Origin of the sequence: Azospirillum melinis, from assembly GCF_013340935.1 — a bacterium.
Lineage (GTDB): Bacteria > Pseudomonadota > Alphaproteobacteria > Azospirillales > Azospirillaceae > Azospirillum > Azospirillum melinis.
In genome coordinates, this window is record NZ_WHOS01000025.1 from 22,122 (window position 1) to 45,693 (window position 23,572).

The following is a 23,572-nucleotide window of genomic DNA, read 5'->3' on the forward strand; positions in this document are numbered from 1 at the left end:
CCGATGGACTGCCCTGTCCCAGCTCCTCTGCCAGTTTTTTGCCCTGCCGCCATCAAGGAGGACCATCCGTGCGCGACGTACTGATTGCGGACGCCAGCCTCGACGATCTCGATCTGCTGCTCGACCGTTGCCGGGCCGATGTCCGGATCGTCCGGGTCGCGGCCGATGAGGATGGCGGGGCGGCTCTCGCCGCCGCACTCGCCGACCGTCCCGCCGCCATCCATCTGCTGGCCCATGGCGAGCCGGGCGCGGTCCGGCTGGGTGCCGGCCGGCTCGACATCGCGGCGCTGTCCGGCCGTGAGGCGGATGGACGGGCCTGGCCGCAGGCCCCGGACACCGAGATCCTGATCCATGCCTGCGACACCGGCGCCGACGGCGGCCGGTTCGCCCAGGCGCTCGCCCAGGCGACCGGTGCCCGCGTCGCCGCCGCCAGCCATCCGGTCGGCCATCCGTCGCTCGGCGCCTCCTGGGACCTCGACGTGACCACCGGGCCCGTCGCTGCGGCCCTGCCCGTCTCCGACACCGGCGCCTGGGTCCACCGGCTGGCCTACACCGGCACGCCGAGCGACGGCGACGACACGCTGATCGGCGACGACACCGGCAACACCATCAATGGCGGGGCCGGCAACGACAGCATCGTCGGCGGCACCGGCAACGACAGCCTGATCGGCGGGCTGGGCGACGACACGCTGGTTGGCGGCGGCAACAGCGGCCAGTCGGCCGGCGACACGCTGAACGGCGGGCTGGGCGCCGACCATTATGTCGGCGGAAACGGCTTCACCATCGTCACCTACGAGAACGCCACCACCGGCGTCACGCTGGACCTGACCAACGGCGCCAACAACACCGGCGAAGCGGCGGGCGACACCTTCGTCGACATCCAGCGCTGGGTCGGGTCGGAGCATGCCGACAGCCTGACCGCCGGCGACACCGCTGTCTGGTTCTGGGGCCATGGCGGCGACGACCTGGAGCATGGCGGGGCCGGCAACGACACGCTGGAGGCCGGCGACGGCAACGACACCGTCTTCGGCGGCGGCGGCAACGACCTGATCTATGGCCGCGCCGACAATGACGAACTGCATGGCGACGCCGGCGACGACACGGTGGCCGGCGGCGGCGGTGCCGACCTGATCTATGGCGGGGCCGGCAACGACCTGCTGAAGGGTGACTGGGAACGCGACACCATCCATGGCGGCGACGGCGACGACACCATCCTCGCCGGCATCGTCAGCGCCGGCAGCTATGGCCAGGCCCAGGCCGACCAGATCTTCGGCGAGGCCGGCAACGACCGCTACATCGTGGTCAGCCAGTACGATGCCGGCACTGTCAGCTTCGACGGCGGCGAGGGCACCGACACGCTGGAGATCCACTCCGACGATTTGAGCAGCTACAACGGCTACGACCTGGAATATTACACCGCCGTCGCCTCCCCCGCGATCGACCTGACGGGGATGACGCTGACCGGGGTGGAGCGGCTGGAGCTGACCGGCAGCAAGGCGCATGACGTCACCCTGACCGGCGCCCAGGCGGCCGGCTTCGAGGTCATCGCCGGCAGTGCGGCGTCCGACACCCTGCGCATCGCCGGCAGCGCCGATCTGTCGGCAGTGGCGATGTCCGGCATCGAGGCCATCGAGGTGACCGGCAGCGGCGCCACCCTGACGCTCGCCGCCTCGCAGCTGGCCGGGCTGGCGCTGACCGGCAACGGCAACGCGCTCGCCGTGACCGCGTCCGGCACCGGAGCCTCGGTGGATCTGTCCGGCGCCACCGGCTTCGGCCGGGTCGCCCTGACCGGCACCGCCGGCGCCGACGACCTGACCGTCGGGGCGGGGGCGACCGTCACCGGCAATGGCGGCGACGACGTCATCCGCATCGCCGCCGGGACCACCGGCGCCGTCACCATCGCCGATGCCTCCGTTGGCGACCGGCTGGTGATGACGGGTGCCGATCTGAGCACCATGCAGGTCGAGGCGGGCGCCGGTTCCACCACCCTGCGGGTCGGCAGCGATCTGGCGGTGACGCTGACCGGCAGCTTCGCGGCCAGCCAGTTCCAGGTCGGCAGCGGCGGCAGCGTCACCATCGTTCAGGCCAACAACGCCCCGGTGGCGGAAGCCGGCAAGACGGTGATGGCCCAGGCCGGCGCTTCGGTCGCTCTCAGCATCGCCGCCCCGACCGACGCCGACGGCGACACCCTGACCGTGACGGTCACCGGCCTGCCGGCCGGCGGCGCCATCCGGCTGGCCGACGGCACGGCCGTCACCGCCAACCAGAGTCTGACGCTTGCCCAGCTGTCGGCCCTGACCTTCACCGCCGCCGCCGGTACGGCCGGCGATGCCGGCTCCTTCGCCTACACCGTCACCGACGGCCATGGCGGCACCGCCGGCCAGACCGTGGCGCTGACGGTGAACGCCGCTCCGGTGACCGAGGCCGACAAGACGGTGACGGCCCAGGCCGGTACCCCGGTCGCGCTGGGCATCGCCGCGCCGACCGACGCCAACAACGACACCCTGACGGTGACGGTGACCGGCCTGCCGACCGGCGGCACGCTGGCGCTCGCCGACGGCACGGCGGTGACGGCGAACCAGAGCCTGACCACCGCCCAGCTCGCGGCATTGACCTTCACCGCGGCGGCCGGCACGGTCGGCAACGCCGGGTCCTTCGCCTACACCGTCGCCGACGGCCATGGCGGCACGGCGGCCCAGACCGTCGCCCTGACGGTGAACGCCGCCCCGGTGGCGCAGGCCGACAAGACGATGACGGCCCAGGCCGGCGGCACGGTCGGGCTTGGCATCGCCGCCCCGACCGACGCCAACAACGACGCCCTGACCGTGACGGTGACCGGCCTGCCGGCCGGCGGCATCATCCGGCTGGCCGACGGCACGGCGGTGACGGCGAACCAGAGCCTGACCACCGCCCAGCTCGCGGCATTGACCTTCACCGCCTCCGGTACGGTCGGCGACGCCGGTGCCTTCTCCTACAGCGTTGCCGACGGCCATGGCGGCACGGCGGCCCAGAGCGTCGCCCTGACGGTGGATGCGGCACCGGTCGTCTCGCCGCCCCCGCCGCCTCCCCCTCCCCCGCCGCCCGTCACCTCTTCGCCGGATCCCGTCGTGGAGCCGGCCGTCAATCATGCTCCGACGGTGCAGGCCGACAAGACGGTGAGCGCCCAGGACCGGACGGCGGTGTCGCTCGGCATCGCTGCCCCCACCGACATCGATGGCGACGCGCTGACGGTGACGGTGGCCGGCCTGCCCGGTGGCGGCATCGTGCGGATGGCCGACGGCAGCACCGTGACGGCGAACCAGACCCTGACGGCGGCCGACCTGCCGGGGCTGACCTTCCTGGCCACCGGTGCGGCCGGCGATGCCGGGTCCTTCGCCTACATCGTCGCCGACGGCCGTGGCGGTGTCGCGGCGCAGAGCATCGCCCTGCAGGTGGTCCCGGCGGCCGATCCCGCCTCCACCACCCCGACGGCCTCCGGCGGGCTGCCGGCCGGCTTCAACGCGCTTGCCTACATCGCCTCCTACCCGGATCTGATCGCCGCCTTCGGCACCAACACCGCTGCGGCGACCCAGCATTACCTGCAGGTCGGGCAGGCGGAGGGGCGGACGGTGACCTTCAACCCGCTGGCCTACACCGCTTCCTACCCCGAGCTGATTTCCGCCTTCGGCACCAACACGGATGCCGCCGCCCGCCACTACATCGAGCACGGCCAGGCCGAGGGGCGGCATCCCAACTTCAGCGGGCTCGCCTACATCGCCTCCTACCCGGACCTGTCGGCGGCCTTCGGCGCGAACGCCGATGCCGGCACCCGGCATTACATCGAGAGCGGCTATGCCGAGGGGCGGACCGCGACCTTCGACGGCTACAATTACCTCGCGGCCAACCGTGACCTGGCGGTCGCCTTCGGCACCAATGCGGATGCCGCCGCCCGCCATTACATCGAGCATGGCCAGGCCGAGGGCCGGCCGGCCCAGGGCTTCGACGCGCTGCGCTACATCGCCAGCAACCCGGACCTGATCCAGGCCTTCGGTCCCGACGTCCAGGCGGCCGAGATCCACTATGTCCAGAACGGCTATGCCGAGAACCGGTCGCTGACCGCCTTCGACCCGGCGGCCTATCTGGCGAGCCATCCGGAGATCGCCTCGGAGTTCGGCACCAGCGCCGCCGCGGTCGAGCTGGCCTACATCAAGCGCAGCACCTCCACCGCGGCGGAGGCCATGGCGGCCGCCAACGGAGAGGCGCCCATCGCCGTCACCATGCTGGCGGCCGGGATGACCGGGTCGCAGGCGCAGGGCATCGACGGCAGCTTCCACGATGCCTCGTCGGGCACGGCGTCCGGCCTGCTGGCGGCGGGCGACGGCGGGCTCTCCACCCGGCAGCGGACGGAGCTTCCCGCGTAAACCCCCTTCCGCCTGTCCACCGGCAGCCCATGGCCGCCGGTGGACAAGGGATGGACCCATCGGGTTGGAACCATGGGGGGGCGGCCGCAAAGCCGCCCTTCTTTTTGGGAGGTCTCCGTCTCAGACGATGGGGGTGCGCGAATGCTTCAGTGCTTCCCGTCCGGGCGGAAAAGAACCGGCATAACCGAGTTTTACAATCATTATTCTATATAATGATTTCATGAATATATGCAGACCCCCTAGCCCCGTCCGTCCGCCAGTTCATCGATCCAGGCGAACTGGCGCGGCAGGCAGACGGTGTGCAGATCGTGGTTGGCGCGGATGAAGGCGCGGGCCTCAGCGCCCAGCCGGTCGCGCGCCGCCCGGTCCGCCAGCAGATCGGCCACGGTGTCGGCAAGTCCGCGATGGTCGAAGAAGTCCACCAGCCGTCCCGTCCGGTCATGCTCGATGACCTCGCGGACCGGAGCGGTATCGCCGGCGACCACGGCGGCGCCCGCGCTCATCGCCTCCATCACGCTCCAGCTCAGCACGAAGGGATAGGACAGATAGACGTGGACGGAGGAAAGCTGGAGCAGCGGAACGAAGTGGTCGTAGGGAATGTTGCCCAGGAAGAACACCCGTGACCAGTCGGCCTCCGGAATGGAGCCGCGCACCTCCTCGATGAAGACATCCCGCCAGCTTCCCGACGGCGGCGGCGCCCCATAGGTGACCCCGGCCCCGCCGACGATCAGCACATGGGCCCGGGGGCGCCGGGCCAGCAGCCGCGGCAGGGCGCGCATGACGCTGTGATACCCGCGATAGGGCTCCAGGGTCCGGTTGACGAAGGTCACCACCTCGTCCGTCCGCGTCAGCGTGAGCGTGCCGTTCAGGGTGGCGCGGGCGTCGGGGTTCGGGGCCACCGCCCCGGTGTCGATGCCGTCATGAACCACGGTGATGCGGTCGCGGAAGAGGCTGGGAAAGCCGTCGGCCTGCCAGCGGGTGGGAGACAGGCCGGCGTCGGCGGTCTCGAACTGCAGCAGGTTCGCGGCGTTCTTCAGGCGCAGGCGGCATGGATCGCCAGCATCGCGCACCGGGAATTCGGGATCGAAGCCGACATCCGCGCCCTCCGCCCGGTAATAATATTCGCAATAGATGCCCAGCCGGGCCTGCGGCCAGACGTCCTTCACGAACAGGCTGTCGCCCCAGGCGGGATGGGCGACGATCACGTCGGGAACATAGCCCTCCGCCTTCATCGTCAGCGCCCGTTGGAACAGCGCCTCGCCATGGATCGCGTTGGTTTCGAAGTCAACGGCCCAGGGATGGACGCCGGAGGCCGGTGCCCGTGACGGTGCATAGGAAATCACGGTGACCCCACCCCAGCCGGGCGGCACCTCCATCGTCCGGCTCAGGGCATGGACCGTGTGCCCGCGCTGCACCAGGCTCGGCGCCAGGGCCTTGAACTGGCCGGGAAAGGCGGGGTGGATGAACAGGATCTTCATGGAGGGCGTCACGGTCCGGAGGAAGGGGCTGCGGAGGTGGCGATAATGCCACGGCACCGCAGCGAAGCGCCGTCCGAATTTCCCGCATTCGATGTGAGGTGCCGGGAAACCCGGCCTCCTACGCTTCAGGATCAGGTCTGTTTCGCGCAATCCGATCTGGCTTTTCAAGCCGGCGGGGGGCTGGCGGCGACCAGGGTCCGGCGCATATGGACCGCGGTCAGGAAGCCGACCGCCGCCGCGGCCCCGCCCAGCAGGAAGACACTGCCGTAGCCGGCCCGGTCGGCGAGCAGGCCGGCCACCGGGCCGGTCAGGCCATAGGCCACGTCCTGGAAGGCGGCGAAGGCGCCGAGCGCCGTCGCCCGCAGATGCGGCTGCACCAGATGCACCACCTCCCGGCCCATGGCGGGAAAGACCAGGGAGCAGCCGAGCCCGGTCAGGAAGGCGCCGGCCAGGGCCAGCGTGGGATCGCCGGCGCTCCAGACCAGCAGCTGGCCGACCGCCTCGACCGCCAGCGACCCCATCGCCACCGGCAGGCCGCCGATGCGGTCCGGCAGATGGCCGAAGGCGAAGCGGACAAGGACGAAGCCGACCCCGAAGGCGGTCAGGCCGAGCCCGGCGAAGGGCCAGGATTCGTGGACGAAGTGCAGCGAGAAGAAGGCGCCGATGGCGGCGAAGCCGATGCCTTGCAGGCTGACGACGGCGCCGTGCAGCCAGATCCGGCCGAGCACGCTGCGGAAGGGCGGGCGCTTCGCGCCGGGATGGGCCGCGACCCCCGCCATCGGGCGGATCGCCAGCAGCCCCAGCGCCGGCAGCAGGGCACCGACCGCCATGGTGCCGGCGAAGCCGATGCCGTCCAGCAGCAGGAGGCCCAGCGGCCCGCCCGCCGCGAAGGCGCCATACAGCGCCGCCCCGACCAGGGCCAGCACCTTGCCCGAGCGCTGCGGTCCGACGATGCCGATCCCCCAGGCGATCACGCCGACGCCGACGAGGCTCTCGCCCAGCCCGATCAGCAGGCGCCCGGCCACCAGCACGGCGAACGCCGCCCAGGGGCCGGCCCAGGGCAGGTGCGGCAGCAGGCCGGCGCCGAGCGAGACCAGCCCCCCCGCGATGTAGAGCGCCAGTCCGCGGGCGACCGCCGGCTTGGCGCCGCCGCCGTCCACGAAATTGCCGGCGAAGCTGCGGGTGAGGATGGTGGCGAGGAAGGCGCTGCCGACGCCCAGCCCGGCCCAGAAATTGCCCAGTCCCAGGGTCTGGGTCACGAACAGCGGCGTCACCGGAAGGGAGATGGCGACGCAGAGATAGGAGAGGAACAGGATGGCCGCCAGGACGAACAGGCGGGCCTGGGACCGGTCCGGCGATGTGTCGTGCGAGGGATTTTGCGGCTGGCCGCGTGCCGGATCGTATGTCGGCTGGGGACGCATGGTGTGCTCCACACTGGTCCGCGGTCGACGCGCGTTCCGGACAAGCGAACGCACTCCGACCGCTGGGGATCGTTGAGTGCGTTGGTTGACGTTGAACGCTTACGGCCAGTGTGACTGACGACTGACAGACAGCTAACCGATCCGACCAAACAGCACAACCCCGAAGACGATGGGGGTATGGCCGCGGCCAGGCGCTGCCGGCACAGCTTGGCCCAGCGGGTGTTTCAGCGGGTGTTTCAGCGGCTCTTGCGGTCGGGCTTCGCCGTGGAGGGCGCCATGGAGGGCAGCATCAGATCGATCACCAGACGGTGGCCGCGGTCCTTTTCGGGGGCCAGGGTGGAGACGGCGAGAAGCCGGACCGCTTCGCCTTTGGCGTCCCCCCTGCCATCCCCCTTGCCGTCGCTTCCGCCATCCTCGTCGCTGAACAGCAGGCGGGTGCCGCTGCCGGTGCGCTCCGCCCGGTAGCCCAGCGCCGTCGCCGGCAGGCGGCCCGCCGCCGGGGCCTGCCACTGCGTGCCGGGAAGCGTCATCTCCAGCCGGCCGTCGGGGCGGCGCACCGGCGTTTCGAAGCGCGGCTCCTGGTCGAAATCCATCACGACGCGCAGCCCGTCGCCGCCGTTGGCGGTGCGGATGCGCTCCACATGGCGGGGAGCCGCGGTGCTTGCCACGGTCTGGATCGGGTTCGGGGTCGAGGTCGGGCGGGCGGGCGCGTCGGGGACCGGCTTGACGCCGGGGCGCAGGATTTCCACCGCCGGTTCCGTCCGTGGGGCGGCGTCCTGCGGTTCGGGCTTCGCCGCCGGCAGCGGGGCAGCCGGGACGGAGGCGGGAGACGGAGCCGGTTGGGCCGGAGCTACTTGGACGGGAGCCGTCTGGACCGGAGCCGGCTGGCTTGCGGCGGGCGGTGCCTCCGCCGGCTTCTTCACCTGCTCCACAAAGCCGCCGCGGCGGCCTTCCGCGCGGCCCTGCTGGACATAATGGGCGTAGCCGCTGGAGAGCTGCCCGCTGCGGACGGCGGCGGCGACGTCGGGATTGGCGGCCAGATAGGCGCGTTCCCGCCAGCCGGTCGGCTGCGCCGTGGCGGTGTCCACGTCCGCGGGGCGGCGCCAGCTGGACAGCAGCGACGGCATCGACCCGTACAGGCCCAGCCCCTCCACCGCCAGCGACAGCCAGAAGGGCGTCAGCAGCAGGATCAGAAGGCGCAGGAGCTGGGGAATCGGCGACAAGGCGGCTTTTTCCGGCGTAGGGAAAACGGCGCCGGTCCCGCTGGCCCGGCTGTCCTGCATGCCTACTCCCAAGCACTGCACCGGGTCTAGAAAAAGCAGCCTGTCGAGGCGGACCATAGGGGAAACCCCGGAAGAGCGTCCGGTGGCCCTTCGGCTCCCTCCCTTCGAACACCGACGATGCGGGGTACCCCATCGTTCGGGTGGCCGCGCGGGGACCCGATGCTCACCTTCGGTTGGCCGCAGCCGTTCGGCGCCACCCCTTAGAGTTTCGGAACCGGGAAGCCTTCATGGAACAGATGCGAGACGGATCGCCGGCCGATCCGGTGCGGGACCCCTCCTCCCCTCCCCCTGGCGCCCAAACAGGTCCAAGCCCCGGCCCCAATCCTGGCCCCAATTCCGGACCCCGTCTCGATCCCGGCATCGCCGGGCTGGTGTCGGCGCTGCGCATCCTCGGCATTCCGGCCGATTATGACGGCGTGCGCCATGCCTGCGGCGGCGAATCTCCCGACCTGACCGGGCTGGTCCGCCAGGCCCACCGGCTGGGGGCCAAGGCCCGGGTGGTGAAGACCAAGTGGGAACGGCTGGAGCGCACGCCGTTGCCGGCGCTGGTTCCCGGCCCCGACGGCGGATTTCTGGTGCTGGCCAAGGCCGGCGGCGACCGTGTGCTGGTGCATGACGCGGCGACCAACCAGACCCGCATCCTCGACCGCGAGGGCTTCGAGCCGCTGTGGACCGGCCGTCTGATCTGCCTCGGCCGCAAGGGCACCATGGGCATGGGCCAGCCGCGCTTCGACGCCCGCTGGTTCGGCGCGGTCGCCTGGAAATACCGCGGCATCCTGGGCGAGGTGCTGCTCGCCTCCTTCTTCATCCAGCTGTTCGCGCTGGTGACGCCGCTGTTCTTCCAGGTGGTGGTCGACAAGGTGGTGGTGCACCGCAGCCTGGGCACGCTCGACGTGCTGATGGCCGGCATGCTGGCCGTCATCCTGTTCGAGGCGGTGCTGGGGGGCCTGCGCACCTACACCTTCGCCCACACCGCCAACCGTCTGGACGTGGAGCTGGGGGCCAAGCTGTACCAGCGGCTGCTGTCGCTCCCCATGGGCTATTTCGCATCGCGCCGGGTCGGCGACAGCGTCGCCCGCGTGCGCGAGCTGGAGACGATCCGCAACTTCATGACCAGCTCCACCATCACGCTGGTGCTGGACCTGCTGTTCACCGTGGTCTTCCTGGGCGTCATGCTGGTCTACAGCCCGATGCTGACGGCGATCGTCGCGGCCTCCTTCCCCGTCTACGTCGCCATCAGCTTGGTGGCGACGCCGATCCTGCGCCGCCGGCTGGACGAGAAGTTCGCCCGCGGCGCCGAGAACCACAGCTTCCTGGTCGAGACGGTGTCGAGCATCGAGACGGTCAAGGCCATGGCGGTCGAGCCGCGCATGCAGCGCCGCTGGGAGGACCAGCTGTCGGGCTATGTCCGCGCCGGCTTCCGCGCCGGCAACCTGAACAACGTCGCCAGCCAGTCGGTGCAGTTCGTCTCCAAGATCTCGACCATGCTGGTGCTGTGGCTGGGGGCCAAGCTGGTGATCGAGGGCAGCCTGACGGTTGGCGAGCTGGTGGCCTTCAACATGTTCGCCGGCCGCGTCGTCCAGCCGGTGCTGCGCATCGCCCAGCTCTGGCAGGACTTCCAGCAGGTGCGGCTGTCGATGCACCGCATCGGCGACATCCTGAACACGGCACCCGAGCCGCTGCAGAGCGCCGGCCGCGCCGCCATGCCGGCGATCAAGGGCGACCTCAGCTTCGACCACGTCACCTTCCGCTACCGCCACGATGGGCCGGAGACGCTGAGCGACGTGTCGCTGCATGTCCCGGCCGGGCAGGTGGTCGGCATCGTCGGCACGTCCGGCTCGGGCAAGAGCACGCTGGCCAAGCTGCTCCAGCGCTTCCATGTGCCGGAGCGTGGGCGGGTGATGGTGGACGGCACCGACCTCTCCACCGCCGACGCGGTGTGGCTGCGCCGGCAGATCGGCGTGGTGTTGCAGGACAATGTCCTGTTCTCGGGCACCATCCGCGAGAATATCGCGCTGACCGACCCGACCATGGACATGGCCCGCGTCGTCGCCGCGGCGAAGCTGGCCGGCGCCCACGACTTCGTCGTCGAGCTGCCCGACGGCTACGACACGGTGGTGGGAGAGCGCGGCGCCAGCCTGTCGGGCGGGCAGCGGCAGCGCATCGCCATCGCCCGCGCGCTGGTCACCAACCCGCGCATCCTGATCTTCGACGAGGCGACCTCCGCCCTCGACCATGAATCCGAACGGATCATCCAGGCCAACATGCGCCGCATCTGCGCCGGCCGCACCGTGCTGATCATCGCCCACCGCCTGTCGACCGTCGCCATCGCCGACCGCATCGTCACTGTGGAGCGCGGCCGCATCGTCGAGGACGGCGCGCCCGACGAGCTTCTGCGCCGCGGCGGGCGTTACGCCACGCTGTTCCGCGGCCAGATGGGCCAGCTTCCGGGCAGCGCCCCGCCCGCGGACGGGCTGATCGAACAGCGGGCTGCGGGCTGAGGGGGAATGAACGCCATGAGCAAGACGACCGCCGCGGTGCAGACCACCCCTGCCGGAACGGCCCCTCTTCCCACCCCTCCCGGCATCAAGCCGCCAGCCAACGCGCCGGGCACCCCCGGCGGGCCCCGTCCGCCCACCAAACTCCAGGGCCGGCCGCAGAAGCGCCGCCGCGACGAGATGGATTTCCTGCCCGACGCGCTGGAGATCCTGGAGCGTCCGCCCTCCCCCACCGCGCGCACCTTCACCGCGGTCATCATGCTGGCCTTCACCGCCGCCTGCGCCTGGGCATGGTTCGGCCATGTCGACGTGGTGGCGGTGGCGCAGGGCCGGGTGGTGCCGAGCGGCCGGACCAAGACCATCCAGCCGATGCAGACCGGCGTCGTCCGCTCCATCGCCGTCGAGGACGGCCAGCTGGTCAAGGCCGGCCAGACCCTGATCGAACTCGACCCGACCGAGGCGGTGGCCGACCGCGGCCGCATCCGCTCCGACCTGTCGGCGGCGAAGGCCGAGGCGGCGCGGCTGCGGGCGGCGCTGGAGGTGGTGAACGGCAACCCCGACGCCGAATTCGCCGCCCCGGCCGGCCTGTCGCCCGAACTGGCGCGGATGCAGGGCCAGCTCCTCGCCAGCCAGATCGCCGAGCAGCGCGCCAAGCTGGCGGCACTGGACCGCGAACAGGCCCGGCGCGAGGCCGACCGTGCCACCGTGGTGCAGACCATCGCCAAGCTGAACGCCACCCTGCCGCTGATCCGCGAGCGGGCTGAGGCGCTGTACGACCTGTCGAAGCGCGGCACCTCGTCCCGCTTCCAGTATCTCCAGCTTCAGCAGGATCTGGTCGGGCAGGAGCAGGAGCTTCTGGTCCAGAAGATCAAGCTGACGGAGGCCGACGCCTCCATCGCCGCCACCGCCGAGCAGCGCCGCCAGACCGAGGCCGAGTTCCGCCGCCAGCTCTACACCAACCTCGCCGAGGCCGAGCGCAAGGCCGCCTCGCTGGAGCAGGAGCTTGCCAAGGCCGACCAGCAGGTCGGGCTGCTGCGGTTGACCGCTCCGGTGGACGGCTATGTCCAGCAGCTGGCCGTGCACACGGTGGGCGGTGTCGTGACCACCGCCCAGCCGGTGATGGTCATCGTGCCGGAGGACAGCCGGTTGGAGGTCGAGGCCTTCATCCCCAACAAGGACATCGGCTTCGTCCAGACCGGCCAGGTGGCCGAGGTGAAGGTGGAGGCCTTCTCCTTCACCAAGTACGGCCTGATCCCCGGCCGCGTCGCCTCGCTGTCCAGCGATGCCGTGCAACAGCAGCAGCAAACCGACAAGGGGACGGACAAGAGCGCGGCGAAGACGCCGGAGGCCGGGTCGGTCTATGCCGCCCGCATCGCGCTGGACCGCGACACGCTGGACGTCGACGGCAAGCAGACGCGGTTGCAGCCGGGCATGACGGTCAGCGCCGAGATCAAGACCGGCCGCCGCCGCATCGCCGACTACCTGCTCTCCCCCCTCTCGCGCAGCGCCCAGGAGGCCATGCACGAGCGGTAATCTCTCCTCCCGGAGGAGCAGCGCCCCCTCGGTGAGAGGAACGCTGCTCCTGTACGGGTCCCGTTACGCCGCCATCCCATGCGCCATGTCGTGCGCGTCGTGCCAAGCGTGCAGACCATGGTCGGCATACTGGAAGGCCGGGAGCAGGTCCGGCGTCCAGCCGGCGACATCCGCCGTCTCGTACGCGTCCGTCCCGTATGTGGCCGCATTGGCTGACACGGCGTGGCCCAGCAGGTCGCCGGCCTGAAGCTCCGCCACCTGCGCCTGCGCGGGGGCCTGCACCCCGAACAGGCTCTTGTCGGCGGCGACCACCAGCGTGCCGTTCCACCACAGGCCGCTCTGGCCCTTGACCACGTCGTGCCCGTCGAGCGCGCCCTTGTCGTAGGTCACCGCGGCATCGGTGGCGGCATAGCTGTGGCCGTTGACGCTGACGCTGTTGACGAACAGGTTGCGGTCCTGGCCGCCGGCAAAGCCGTCATTGTCGTACTGGATCTGCACCTTGTGGGCGCTGTCGGCCGACACGGTGGCGGTGAAGGCGTAGGTCTTGGCCGCGGTGCCCACCGTGGCGCTGCCGACAGCCTGACCGTCGACCAGCAGGGTGAAATGGGCGTTCACCCCGGCCGCCGCCGTGCCCTTGGCGTTGACCAGGATGGCGGCGGCGGTGGTGGCCGGAGCGCCGGGGTGTGTGGGATCCGGCACCGTCGGCGTCGCCGTCGTGCCATAGAGCTGGCCGATCTTCGCCAGCAGCGCCTGGGTGTTGAGGTCGGTGTAGCCGGTGCCGGCAATCGGCGTGCCGGTCTGCCTGGCCAGCGACAGGAACTCGTCCTGGGTCAGGGCGCTGCCGCGCAGCGCGATGGCCTCCTGCTGGGCGAGCGCCACCGCGGCGGTCACCGAGGGCGCGGAGAAGGAGGAGCCGTTGGCCGTCACCGTCCGCCCGGCCAGATCGGTCAACCGGATGTCGGTGCCGTCGGCGCAGAGGTCGGTGATGCCCGGATTGCGCTGGGCCCAGCCCGGCATGGTGCCGTCGCCGCCCGATGCGCTGACGCAGATGGTGTTGTGGTCGGCGGCGAAATAGGACACGTCGGTCGCCGTCCCGTTCTGCCCGGCATTGCCGGCGGCGGCCGACACCAGCACCCGCTTGGCGGCGAGGCTCGCCAGCTCGTCCGACAGCAGGGTCGTCATCTCCGACGTGGCGGAGCCGCCGGCCAGCGACAGGTTGACGCCGACGACGTTGTAGTCGGACGCATGGGCGACGACCCATTGCAGAGCCTGCTCGATGGCCGAACCCGACGCGGTGGAGGTGTTGTCCGGGATCACCTTCAGCGCGACGATGTTGAGGTCCGGCGCCTGCGACAGGATGCTGGAGGTCACCAGAGCGCCATGGGTGTCGGCGTTGGGATTGCGGGCATCGGCGTCGTTGTTTGCATAGTCGTGCTGATAGACGATGCGCGAGGCGGCTTCCCAGGTCGGCGACCAGCCGCTGTCGATGACGACGACCGTCTCTCCCCGGCCGGTATAGGTGCTGTTCGCCATGCTGTCGGTCCCCGTCCTGCTGCCGTCGTCGATGAAGATGCGGGGCGGAGTATGCAGGCTGGCGATGTGGCCTTCGGATGATAAGGACGGGGCGGATTTCGGGCGGGGTGCCCCTTATGCGACGGCGCATAGGGGGCGCATTGGGGGTGCATGGAGATCAGGTCAGGTCGTCCAACTCCACGCGTAGCGCTTCGGCGATGCGCTTCAAGGCGTCCACCGAGCCCTTCCGCGTGCCGGCCTCGATCTGCGAGACGTAGGACTGCTTGAGGCCGGCGGCTTCGGCGAGCTGGGTCTGCGTCAGGCCGCGGTGGTCGCGGAACACCTTCACAGGATGCTCTCCCTCCAGCAGTCGTGCCGCAACCTCGTCGGGAAAGGTTTCCGGTGAGGAATGCCGGTAGGCATCGTAAGCCTGGATCGCGGCGGCTTCGTCGGCCGCCTCCAGCAGGCGTTCATATTCGGCAATCGGCAGCACGGCGAAGGCGGCTTTGCCGTTGCCGTCGCGGATGATCTGCGCCGGGCTAGTCATAGATGCCTCCTCTCGGTCCAACATCGATCACGATCAACACCAAGACCCCATCCTCGATGTCGTAGACGACCCGCCAGTCTCCGACTCGCAGCCGGTAGCCGTCGCGGCCCTTGAGCTTCTTCACGTTTCGGGCTGTCGCCGGGTCTGCCGCCACGTCCTGCACTTTTTGACGGATCAGATCCGCGACGTTGCGCGGTATCCGGCGCAAAGCCTTCAAGGCCGCGGCAGTGTATCTGATCGTGTGCATGGCAGAATTATTGCTTTTTGTAATGTATATTGCAATGGCAAGCCGGCAGAGATTGGCCCATGTCCTCAGGCATCCCACCTGTTGGGGACGATCAAGCAAGCTGGAACTGTATGGTGCGAGGGGTTTGGATGAGGGTGCCGGTCCATTACCGCTGGGGTCTCGCCGTCCTGGCCTTGCTGCCATCCACGGCATTCGCCGCCCCTCCCACCGGGGCGCCGGCGCTCGAGGTGCCGGTGCGCTGCCGGATCGGGGCGGACTGCTTCGTCCAGAATTACGTCGATGCCGATCCGGGGCCGGGGATGCGGGACTTCGCCTGCGGGCGGCTGACCTATGACGGGCACAAGGGGACCGATTTCCGGCTGCCCGATCTGGAGGCGATGCGGCGCGGGGTGGCGGTGGTGGCTGCCGCTCCCGGAACGGTGACGCGCGTGCGCGACGGGATGGACGACGTCAGCATCCGCCAGAGCGGCGGCGCGCCGGCCGGGCGCGAGGCCGGCAACGCGGTGGTGGTCGACCATGGCAATGGCTGGGAGACCCAGTACAGCCACCTGAAACGCGGCAGCATCGCGGTCAGGCCGGGCGACCGGGTGGAGGCCGGCACGTCGCTGGCCCAGGTCGGGCTGTCCGGCAACACCGAATTCCCCCATGTCGATTTCGGCATCCGCCACGACGGCCGCACCCTAGACCCCTATACTGGCAAGGAGGTCGGGACCGCGGAGGCACCGGCCTGCAGCACCGATCAGGGCACCGCGCCGGTGCCGTCGGGCACGCTGTGGAGTGACGAGGCGCGCCGGACGCTCGCCTACCGGCCGAGCGCCGTGCTCGGCGCCGGTCTGGCGCCCGAGGCGCCGAAGGCGGAGGTGGCCCGGAACGGCGGTTATGGCGGCAGGCCACTGCCGGTGGACACGCCGGTGCTGGGTGTGTGGACGGAGCTGATGGGCGGACGCCAGGGCGACCGGGTGACGCTGGAGGTGACCGGCCCCGACGGCCGCCGCCTGTTCCGCAACGAGGGCGCGGTGCCGCGTCCGCTGGCTGTGCTGTTCTTCGGCACCGAGGTGAGGAAGCCCGTCCCCGGCCCCTGGGCGAGCGGCCCCTACCGGGTGACGGTGACGCTGCGCCATGGCGACGAAACGGTGTTGCGGGAGGAGCGGAGGGTCGAGCTGCGCTGACCGGGTTGAGTGAAGCTCTGCCGAAACAACGCAAAGGATAGGGCAAGTGACAACTGTGGCGGCGCGACCATTTGTCACGAAATGAACACCGCGTTTTCGTACGAAAGGGTATCTCCGAAAGGATAAGGCTACCTCCTTATTAAGTGTTTCTGCCGTGAGATTGCCTGGTATCGGCAAGGCAATCCGGCAATGACAGACACTCAGCAGGCTTTCTACGTCGCGACCAACGGCAACGATTCCTGGTCGGGGCGTTTGGCGGCACCCAACGCCGACGGCACCGACGGTCCCTTCGCCACGCTGGAACGCGCGCAGAGCGCGATGCGGGCGACCGGTATCCGCGACACCTATGTGCGCGGCGGCACCTATGCCATGGCGCGCACGGTGACGCTGACCGCGGCCGACAACGGCGTGCGGATCATGGCCTTTCCGGGCGAGACGCCTGTCTTCAGCGGCGGCGAGCGGGTCGGCGGCTTCACCGCCATCGGCGGCGGGCTCTATGCCGCGGCAACGTCTGCGACTGGGCTCGACCTCTCCATCGGCGGGGTGCGGCAGAAGGTGGCGCAGACCGGCGACTGGAACGCCGGAGACGCCAAGTCCGGCTGGTCGGTGCTGGAGGCGGCGGCCGGCGGCGCCAGCAGGACCAGCCTGCGCATCGGCGCCGGCGACGGGGCGATGGCGGCGGTTCTGGCCGCCGGGGTACAGCCCGGCACGATGGTCCAGACCTTCGACACCGAGCGGCTGTCCGACAACATCGTCGGCGTCGCCTCCATCGATGCCGGAAGCCGGACCGTCAATTTCACGCAAGCGGCGAAATACGCCCTGCGCAGCGGCGGCACCTACCGCCTGCTGAACGACGACGCCTTCATCCGCGATGCCGGCGAATTCGCCTGGAGCGCCGAGACCGGCCGGCTGGTGGTGAAGCCGCAGGATCCCGGCGCCCTGTTGAGCCAGGGTGCCGTGGTGGCGCGGCTGGGCACGCTCATCTCGCTGAACGGGGCGAGCGGCGTCACCCTCCAGGGGCTGACCTTCGCCGACACGAGCTGGGACGGCTCGGCCCTGACGCTGACCAATGCGAACGCCAACAGCATCGCCGGCAACCGCTTCGTCAATGTCGGCACCGGGATGACGCTGACCGGATCGTCGGCCAACGCCATCGAAGCGAACCGGATGGAGCATCTGGGGGCCGGCGGCATCAAGGTCACCTACGGCAGCAACGGCAACCGCATCGGCGCCAACAGCATGGACGGCATCGGCGAGGTGCTGAAGGACGTCGCCGGTATCCAGCTCTACGGCACCAGCGGCACGCTGATCTCCGGCAACGACATCCGCAACAGCACGCGCTACGGCATCTCGATCAAGAACTGGGACGGCGCCACCGTCAACACCGACACGGTGGTGGAGTACAATCGTCTCTACAACACGATGACCGAGACCGCCGACGGCGGCGCCATCGAGATGCTGGGCCGGTCCAACGTCGACACCCGCACGATCATCCGCGGCAACGACATCCGCAATGTCGGCGGATTGGCGACCGACGGGTCGGGCTGGCTCGACCGCCAGAAGAGCTTCGGCATCTATCTGGACGACATGGCCAACGGCGTCACCGTCCAGGACAATTTCATCCAGAACACCGGCTGGGCCAGCGTCTTCATCCATGGCGGCGATTCCAACACCGTCACCAACAACTTCGCCACCCTGTCCAACCCGCGCGAGCGCTTCATCCGGCTGGAATGGGTGCCGAGCGCCGGCACCATCGGGCTGCTCAGCAACAACCGGGTGACCGGCAACGTCATTTCCTCCTCGACCGGCGTGGATTACTGGGAGTTCTGGACCCCCGGCTCCTACACCGTCAGCGGCAACCTCGTGCAGGGCATCCGCGGGCTGAACGGCGGCGACACGGTGTCGTCGGGACTGTTCGCCAACCCGGCGGCCGGCGATTTCCGGCTGGGCAGCGGGGTGGCTGCGGCCCTCGGTCTTTCTCTGGGAATCCATGACCTGGATTGGGGCCGGATGGGCTTCGCTCCCCTGACGGTGCCGGGGATCCCCAGCCCCGGCGCCGGTGGGGGGGCTGGGAGCGGCACCGCCCCGGCGACCGGCACGGGCAACACCCCCGCCGCCGCGGCCGGGCCGGCCTTCTCGCCGCTGGCCTACATCGCCTCCTATGCCGACCTGTCGGCGGCCTTCGGCGCCAACGCCGCCGCCGGTGCGGCGCATTACGCGGCCAGCGGGCGGGCGGAAGGCCGGACCGTGAGTTTCGACCCGCTGGCCTACATCGCCTCCTACGGCGACCTGTCGGCGATCTTCGGTGCCAACGGCGATGCCGGAGCCGCCCATTACATCGGCAGCGGCCGGGCGGAGGGGCGAGCCGTGAGTTTCGATCCGCTGGCCTACATCGCCTCCTATGGCGACCTGACGGCTGCGCTCGGCACCGACCGGACGGCGGCGGCGATGCATTACATCGGCAGCGGCCGGGCGGAGGGGCGGACGGTCAGCTTCAACCCGCTCTCCTATCTGGCGGCCAACCCCGACCTCGCCGCCGCCTTCGGCACCGACACCACCCGGGCCGATCTGCATTACCTCGGCAGCGGCCGGGCGGAGGGGCGCAGCACCGGCTTCGACGCCTCTGCCTATCTGGCGGCCAACGCCGACGTGGCGGCGGCCACCGGCGGCGACCTGACGGCGGCGATGCGGCACTACATCCTGAACGGCCGGCTGGAAGGCCGGGCGCTTAGCCCTGCCCCCGCGCGCGCGGCGGGGGGCCTGTTGCCGGACAGCGCCGTGCTGGCCGCCGCCGGAATGGGGTGAGCATGCACGACATCATGGATTCGGGGCGCCCTTCGACCGAGAGGGGCGTTTACCTCAGATTGCAGTAATTAATAATTTTTTAGCCGATAACGACGTTATCCTTCCACGGACACATCCTTTCGTGGGGGGATAACATGGTTGCCAAGGCTATACAGGAAGGCGCCATGTCGCCGCTCTCGCTGCTGACGAAGCTGAAGTCGGCACCGCCTTCCGCGCCTCCTCCTGCTCCATCCTCCTCTCCCGCATCCTCCAAGACCGCGTCGCCGGCCTCGCCCCAGACCAAGACTGCGGGCGATACGGTGTCGCTGTCGGCACAGGCGATCTCGAAGATGACCGGGGCAGCCGACGCTCCGGGAGGTCCGTCCGCACCGCCGGTCCAGTTGAAGATCCCAGGCGAGCTCACTTTCGCGGACTTCAAGGCGATGAGCGCGCGCATGGAGAAGGTCATGGATTATCATCTGGCGAGAGGAGACTTCATCCGACAAAGCATGCAGTCTCTGCGCAGCCAGTTCGGCTTCGAGGAGGAGGGCGAAAGCACCGGCAACGTCTCGTTGAGTGGCGAGATCGGCAAGGTCGTCGAGCGGCAGGCGGTGTCGCGGGGCATCGCCATGCCGGAGAAATCGCAGGAGGTGAAGGACTGGGAAGCCGAGCGTCGGTCGGACACGTCGGTACCCCCGGAAGGCTGGGACAAATCCTCCCTGATCACGCTGTTCCTGCCGGGATCCCAGGGAACCGACGACAAGCAGGTCGAGATCTGGCTGGACAACCGGGCCTTCGACAAGCTGGGGAAGATGTCGGCCGACGAGGTCAAGGCCGGTCTGGTCGACATGCTGAACGGTCCCGATGCCGCGGCATCGCAGGCGGCGGTGGACAATGGTGCGTTCGGCGCCGCGATGCGGGTGGACAGCGAGCACCATCCGGAATTCCAGAAGTCCAAGGCTCGGCTCGGCTTCTTCGATCCCGAGCAGGGGACGAGCGCCCAGCCCTGGCTGATGATCCAGTCGAGAAGCGAGCCGGGCTATGTCCAGGAGAATGCCGGCAAGCTGGTCGATACGGTCATGTCGATCCTCAAGGAAGGGGCGGCCGGGCGCACGGCCGGCTGACGCCCTCTCCCGCCTGCCCCCTCTCCCGCCTGACCGGGTGACAAGCCGGACGTGAGCCGTTACAACGGCCCGTTCGGCGCCGCTGTCCCGCGGCACCCGGATTTCCATGCGGGGATGATGGCCCAGGCTCTTCTCGACACCCCCTTCGCCCAATCGGCGAAGCCCGGTTCCGGCCCTGCCCCCGGTCCGGCCCAGCCCAGCCCAGGCCTGCCCAGTCCGGGGAAGCCGGCCGGACGGCGGTGGCCGGTGCTGGTCAAGCTGGCGGTGACGGTCGCGGTGCTGGGAGCGCTCGCCGCCGGGGCCGACTGGTCCGGCATCGCCGCGCGCCTGTCGGCCGCCGATCCCCTGCTGTTCGCCGCCGGTTTCGCCGTGAAGGCGCTGACCCTCCCCTTCGCCTCGCAGCGGTGGCGGTCGGTCGGCCGCGCCGCCGGATTCTCGCTGACCCGCTGGACCGCCTTCCGCCTGCAGATGGCCAGCGGATTCCTCGGCCAGATCCTGCCGGGGTCGGTCGGGGCCGACCTGCTGCGCGGCTGGTTCACCTGGCGGCTCGGCCATCCCGCCGGTCCGGTGATGCTGGCCCTGCTGGTCGACCGGCTGATGGCCCTGCTGGGGGTGGTGCTGATCGGGCTGGTCGGGCTGCCGCATCTGGCCGCGGTGGCGCCGCCCGCCGTCGCCGCCACCGTGCTGGCCGGGGCGCTGGTGCTGGCCGTCGCCATGGGGCTTCTGCTGCTGGCCGGGCGCATCCCGCGCGACCGGCTCCCCGTTCCGAAGCGGCTGCGCGACGGAGCGCTGGGGCGGACGGTGTGGACCGCCGTGGCGCAGCTGCGCGCCATGGGCGGCAACCCGGCCGCCTGGGCGGCGCTGGGCCACAGCATCGGCGTCCACCTCGCCACCATCGGCGCCACCATCCTGTTCGCCCGCTCCGTCGGGCTGCCGGTCGGCTGGCTCGACGGGCTGGCCATCGTGCCGGCCGCCATCGTCGCCGCAGCATTGCCCGTCTCGCTAGGCGGCTGGGGCGTGCGCGAGGGCGCGATGGTCGCCGGTTTCGCGCTGCTCGGCTTCAATGCCGATGCGGCCCTTCTGGTCTCGCTGCTGATCGGACTGTCGATTGCCGTCCTGTCGCTGCCCGGCGGCGTCTTCTGGCTGCTGCTGCGCAACGAGACCGCCGTCCAGACCGCTGCCCAGACATCGGCCCAGACGGCTGACCAGACGTCCCTTCAGACCGCTCCCGGCGGGGCTGAGGCCTTTCCCACGGATTTTTCGCGATGACCGACCAGCCGACCTCGACGCTTCCCCAGCCCGTCACCGTGACTGCCGCCGGGGATGGCGCCCCCATGCCGGACGCCGCGCCGGACACCGCTGCCGGGACGCGCGGCCTCTCCCCGCGCCAGCAGCGCATCCGTTCGCTGTTCGACGCCATGGCTCCCCTGCGCGACCGCTGGGCCGAGCGCAACCGCGCCTTCCATGACGCCGACCGCGCCTATCTGCGCTTCCTGATTCCGGAAGGGGCGACGGTGCTGGAGATCGGCTGCGGCGTCGGCGACACGCTGGCGGCGCTGAAGCCGGCGCGCGGCGTCGGCATCGACCTCAGCCCGGCGACCATCGCCGAGGCCAAGGCCCGCCATCCGCAGCTGGAGCTGATCGCCGCCGACGCCGAGGATCCGGCGACCATCGACAGCATAGCGGCCATTGGGGGGCCGTTCAGCCACATCCTGCTGTCGGGCACCATCGGCTTCCTGGACGACATCGAGGAGACGCTGCGCCTGCTGCGCCGGGTCGCCGATCCGAAGACCCGCATCATCGTCAGCTACCACTCGCGCGTCTGGGAGCCGATCCTGTGGGCGGCGGAGAAGCTCGGGATGCGCATGCCGCAGGGCAAGCAGAACTGGCTGTCGACCAGCGACATCGTCAACCTGCTGGATCTGGCCGGCTGGGAGCCGGTGCGCCGCGAATGGCGCCAGCTGATCCCGAAGCGGCTGTTCGGTCTGGGCACGCTGGTCAACCGCTACATCGCCCCCCTGCCGGGCATCCGCCGGCTGTGCGTGCGCAACTATGTCGTCGCCCGGCCGCAGCCCACCGTCGAGGCGGTGACGGTCGACGGCAAGCCGGCCTCGGTCACCGTGCTGATCCCCTGCCGCAACGAGCGCGGCAACATCGAGAACGCCATCCGCCGGCTGCCCCGCTTCGCTCCCGACGTCGAGGTGATCTATGTCGAGGGCAACAGCCAGGACAACACCTACGAGGAATGCCTGCGCGTCCGCGACGCCTATCCCGACTGGGACATCAAGGTCATGAAGCAGCCCGGCAAGGGCAAGGGCGACGCGGTGCGCGCCGGCTTCAATGTGGCGCGCGGCGACGTCCTGATCATCCTCGACGCCGACCTGACGGTGCCGCCGGAGACGATGGGGAAATTCTATCAGGCCATGGTATCGGGGCGCGGCGAGTTCGTGAACGGCACGCGGCTGGTCTACCCGATGGCGCCGGAGGCGATGCGCTTCCTGAACTTCCTGGCCAACCGGGCCTTCGCGCGCATCTTCTCCTTCCTGCTGAACCAGCGTTTCACCGACACGCTGTGCGGCACCAAGGTGCTGTGGCGCAAGGATTACGAGACCATCGTGGCTAACCGCCATTACTTCGGCGATTTCGACCCGTTCGGCGATTTCGACCTGATCTTCGGTGCCGCCAAGCAGAACCTGAAGATCGTCGAGGTGCCGGTGCGCTACGCCGACCGCAGCTATGGCGAAACCCAGATCTCCCGCTTCACCCACGGCTGGCTGCTCGCCCGCATGGTGGTGTTCGCCTGGAAGAAGCTGAAGGCCTTCTGAGCCTTCACACCGGTTCGGCGGCGGCGAGCGGCAGGAAGGCCTGATAGCCGTCGCGCTGTTCGGTCAGGTTCAGCAGCAGGTCGGTCAGGCTGTCGCGGGCGAAAGTGTCGGTGGTCGAAGCCAGCCGGCGGCGGACGACGGCGATGAACTCCTCCAGCACGTCCAGGTGCAGGGTGGCGGAGGCGAGGACGTCCTGAGCGATCGGGGCGGTCATGATGGCGGTCTTTCGCGGAAGGAAGAGGGTGGCGGCAGGAGCGGACCGGAGCGGCCGGATCAGGCGGCGAGCGCGGTGACGATGGGTTCGGCGGCGGCCAGGACGGAGCGGTAGGTCTCGCGCTGCTCGGTCAGGCCGGCGAGCAGGTCGGTCAGGCTGTCGCGGGTGAATTCGCTGCTGCTGCCGTCCAGCTTCGACTGGGTGATCGCGATGAACTCATCGACCACATCCAAGTGCAGGGAAGCAGAAGCGAAGATGCTGGCGGCGCATTCGATCTTGGACATGGTGGCGATCCCTGTATTCGAGGTGGAGGCTCTTGCCCGTTCTGATGAGCTTATTGAGCCATTCCGCCAGTTAACGAGGTGTTAAGATCACCGATTGGTCCCAGGTCGATTGGTGATTACCTCTTCCAAGAAAAACGCCGCTGCACGATTTGGCGGTAGTGTTACTTCTTTCGATGCGGGCATGAAAAAACGCGGCCGGTTGTCCGGCCGCGTTCTTCCCTGTCCGTCCAGCCCCCGGAGGGACCCTGTCGGG

General features: G+C 69.8%; 17 protein-coding genes. 8 read left to right on the top strand and 9 right to left on the bottom strand.

Features of this window, described 5'->3' with window-relative positions; all coding sequences use genetic code 11:
• Positions 1–68: 68 nt before the first annotated feature.
• On the top strand, positions 69–4,400 hold the full coding sequence (locus tag GBZ48_RS19030) for an Ig-like domain-containing protein (protein WP_174472438.1): 4,332 nt from the start codon (positions 69–71) through the stop codon (positions 4,398–4,400).
• A gap of 239 nt (positions 4,401–4,639) precedes the next feature.
• On the opposite strand, the gene GBZ48_RS19035 is transcribed toward GBZ48_RS19030, so the two are convergent.
• From GBZ48_RS19035 to GBZ48_RS19045, 3 genes are all read right to left on the bottom strand, one after another.
• Positions 4,640–5,878 (bottom strand): glycosyltransferase, encoded by a 1,239-nt coding sequence (locus GBZ48_RS19035; protein WP_174472439.1) that lies wholly within the window; start codon positions 5,876–5,878, stop codon positions 4,640–4,642.
• A 164-nt stretch (positions 5,879–6,042) separates the two neighbouring features.
• Positions 6,043–7,299, bottom strand: a complete 1,257-nt coding sequence (locus tag GBZ48_RS19040) for an arabinose transporter (RefSeq protein WP_174472440.1) — start codon at positions 7,297–7,299, stop codon at positions 6,043–6,045.
• 236 nt (positions 7,300–7,535) lie between these two features.
• Positions 7,536–8,522 (bottom strand): hypothetical protein, encoded by a 987-nt coding sequence (locus tag GBZ48_RS19045; RefSeq protein WP_174472441.1) that lies wholly within the window; start codon positions 8,520–8,522, stop codon positions 7,536–7,538.
• A gap of 287 nt (positions 8,523–8,809) precedes the next feature.
• On the opposite strand from GBZ48_RS19045, the gene GBZ48_RS19050 reads away from it, so the two are divergent.
• Positions 8,810–11,083: a type I secretion system permease/ATPase gene (locus GBZ48_RS19050; RefSeq protein WP_246307299.1), complete on the top strand. Its 2,274-nt coding sequence runs from the start codon at positions 8,810–8,812 to the stop codon at positions 11,081–11,083.
• 15 nt (positions 11,084–11,098) lie between these two features.
• A complete protein-coding gene (locus GBZ48_RS19055; RefSeq protein WP_174472442.1) occupies positions 11,099–12,613 on the top strand; it encodes an HlyD family type I secretion periplasmic adaptor subunit in 1,515 nt (504 codons plus the stop codon).
• Positions 12,614–12,676: 63 nt separating this feature from the next.
• Here GBZ48_RS19055 and GBZ48_RS37070 read toward each other — a convergent pair whose 3' ends face one another.
• From GBZ48_RS37070 to GBZ48_RS19075, 3 genes are all read right to left on the bottom strand, one after another.
• Entirely contained in the window at positions 12,677–14,146 is a 1,470-nt protein-coding gene (locus tag GBZ48_RS37070) for a carbohydrate-binding domain-containing protein (protein ID WP_425486002.1), read from the bottom strand.
• A 157-nt stretch (positions 14,147–14,303) separates the two neighbouring features.
• Entirely contained in the window at positions 14,304–14,672 is a 369-nt protein-coding gene (locus tag GBZ48_RS19070; RefSeq protein WP_174472443.1) for a helix-turn-helix domain-containing protein, read from the bottom strand.
• On the bottom strand, positions 14,665–14,919 hold the full coding sequence (locus tag GBZ48_RS19075) for a type II toxin-antitoxin system RelE family toxin (protein WP_109095205.1): 255 nt from the start codon (positions 14,917–14,919) through the stop codon (positions 14,665–14,667). Before GBZ48_RS19075 ends, GBZ48_RS19070 begins: the two co-directional genes overlap by 8 nt.
• A 128-nt stretch (positions 14,920–15,047) precedes the next feature.
• On the opposite strand from GBZ48_RS19075, the gene GBZ48_RS19080 reads away from it, so the two are divergent.
• Both GBZ48_RS19080 and GBZ48_RS19085 read left to right on the top strand, forming a co-directional pair.
• On the top strand, positions 15,048–16,088 hold the full coding sequence (locus tag GBZ48_RS19080) for a M23 family metallopeptidase (RefSeq protein ID WP_174472444.1): 1,041 nt from the start codon (positions 15,048–15,050) through the stop codon (positions 16,086–16,088).
• 189 nt (positions 16,089–16,277) lie between these two features.
• Positions 16,278–18,893 carry a right-handed parallel beta-helix repeat-containing protein gene (locus tag GBZ48_RS19085; protein ID WP_174472445.1) on the top strand — a complete coding sequence of 872 codons (2,616 nt, stop codon included), beginning with the start codon at positions 16,278–16,280 and terminating at the stop codon, positions 18,891–18,893.
• A 79-nt stretch (positions 18,894–18,972) separates the two neighbouring features.
• Here GBZ48_RS19085 and GBZ48_RS19090 read toward each other — a convergent pair whose 3' ends face one another.
• Positions 18,973–19,341: a hypothetical protein gene (locus tag GBZ48_RS19090; RefSeq protein WP_174472421.1), complete on the bottom strand. Its 369-nt coding sequence runs from the start codon at positions 19,339–19,341 to the stop codon at positions 18,973–18,975.
• Between GBZ48_RS19090 and GBZ48_RS19095 the strand changes: the two genes are divergently transcribed.
• The 3 genes from GBZ48_RS19095 to GBZ48_RS19105 are packed head-to-tail and all read left to right on the top strand — an operon-like array spanning position 19,340 to position 22,821.
• Positions 19,340–19,996: a hypothetical protein gene (locus tag GBZ48_RS19095; RefSeq protein WP_246307300.1), complete on the top strand. Its 657-nt coding sequence runs from the start codon at positions 19,340–19,342 to the stop codon at positions 19,994–19,996. The two genes, GBZ48_RS19090 and GBZ48_RS19095, sit on opposite strands and share 2 nt — an antisense overlap.
• 51 nt (positions 19,997–20,047) lie before the next feature.
• A complete protein-coding gene (locus GBZ48_RS19100) occupies positions 20,048–21,265 on the top strand; it encodes a lysylphosphatidylglycerol synthase transmembrane domain-containing protein (protein ID WP_343049600.1) in 1,218 nt (405 codons plus the stop codon).
• Positions 21,262–22,821, top strand: coding sequence for a glycosyltransferase (locus GBZ48_RS19105; RefSeq protein ID WP_174472446.1), 1,560 nt, complete (start codon positions 21,262–21,264; stop codon positions 22,819–22,821). Before GBZ48_RS19100 ends, GBZ48_RS19105 begins: the two co-directional genes overlap by 4 nt.
• Before the next feature lie 4 nt (positions 22,822–22,825).
• On the opposite strand, the gene GBZ48_RS19110 is transcribed toward GBZ48_RS19105, so the two are convergent.
• Positions 22,826–23,035: a hypothetical protein gene (locus GBZ48_RS19110; RefSeq protein ID WP_174472447.1), complete on the bottom strand. Its 210-nt coding sequence runs from the start codon at positions 23,033–23,035 to the stop codon at positions 22,826–22,828.
• A gap of 59 nt (positions 23,036–23,094) precedes the next feature.
• Positions 23,095–23,319, bottom strand: coding sequence for a hypothetical protein (locus GBZ48_RS19115; protein ID WP_174472448.1), 225 nt, complete (start codon positions 23,317–23,319; stop codon positions 23,095–23,097).
• Positions 23,320–23,572: the final 253 nt, after the last annotated feature.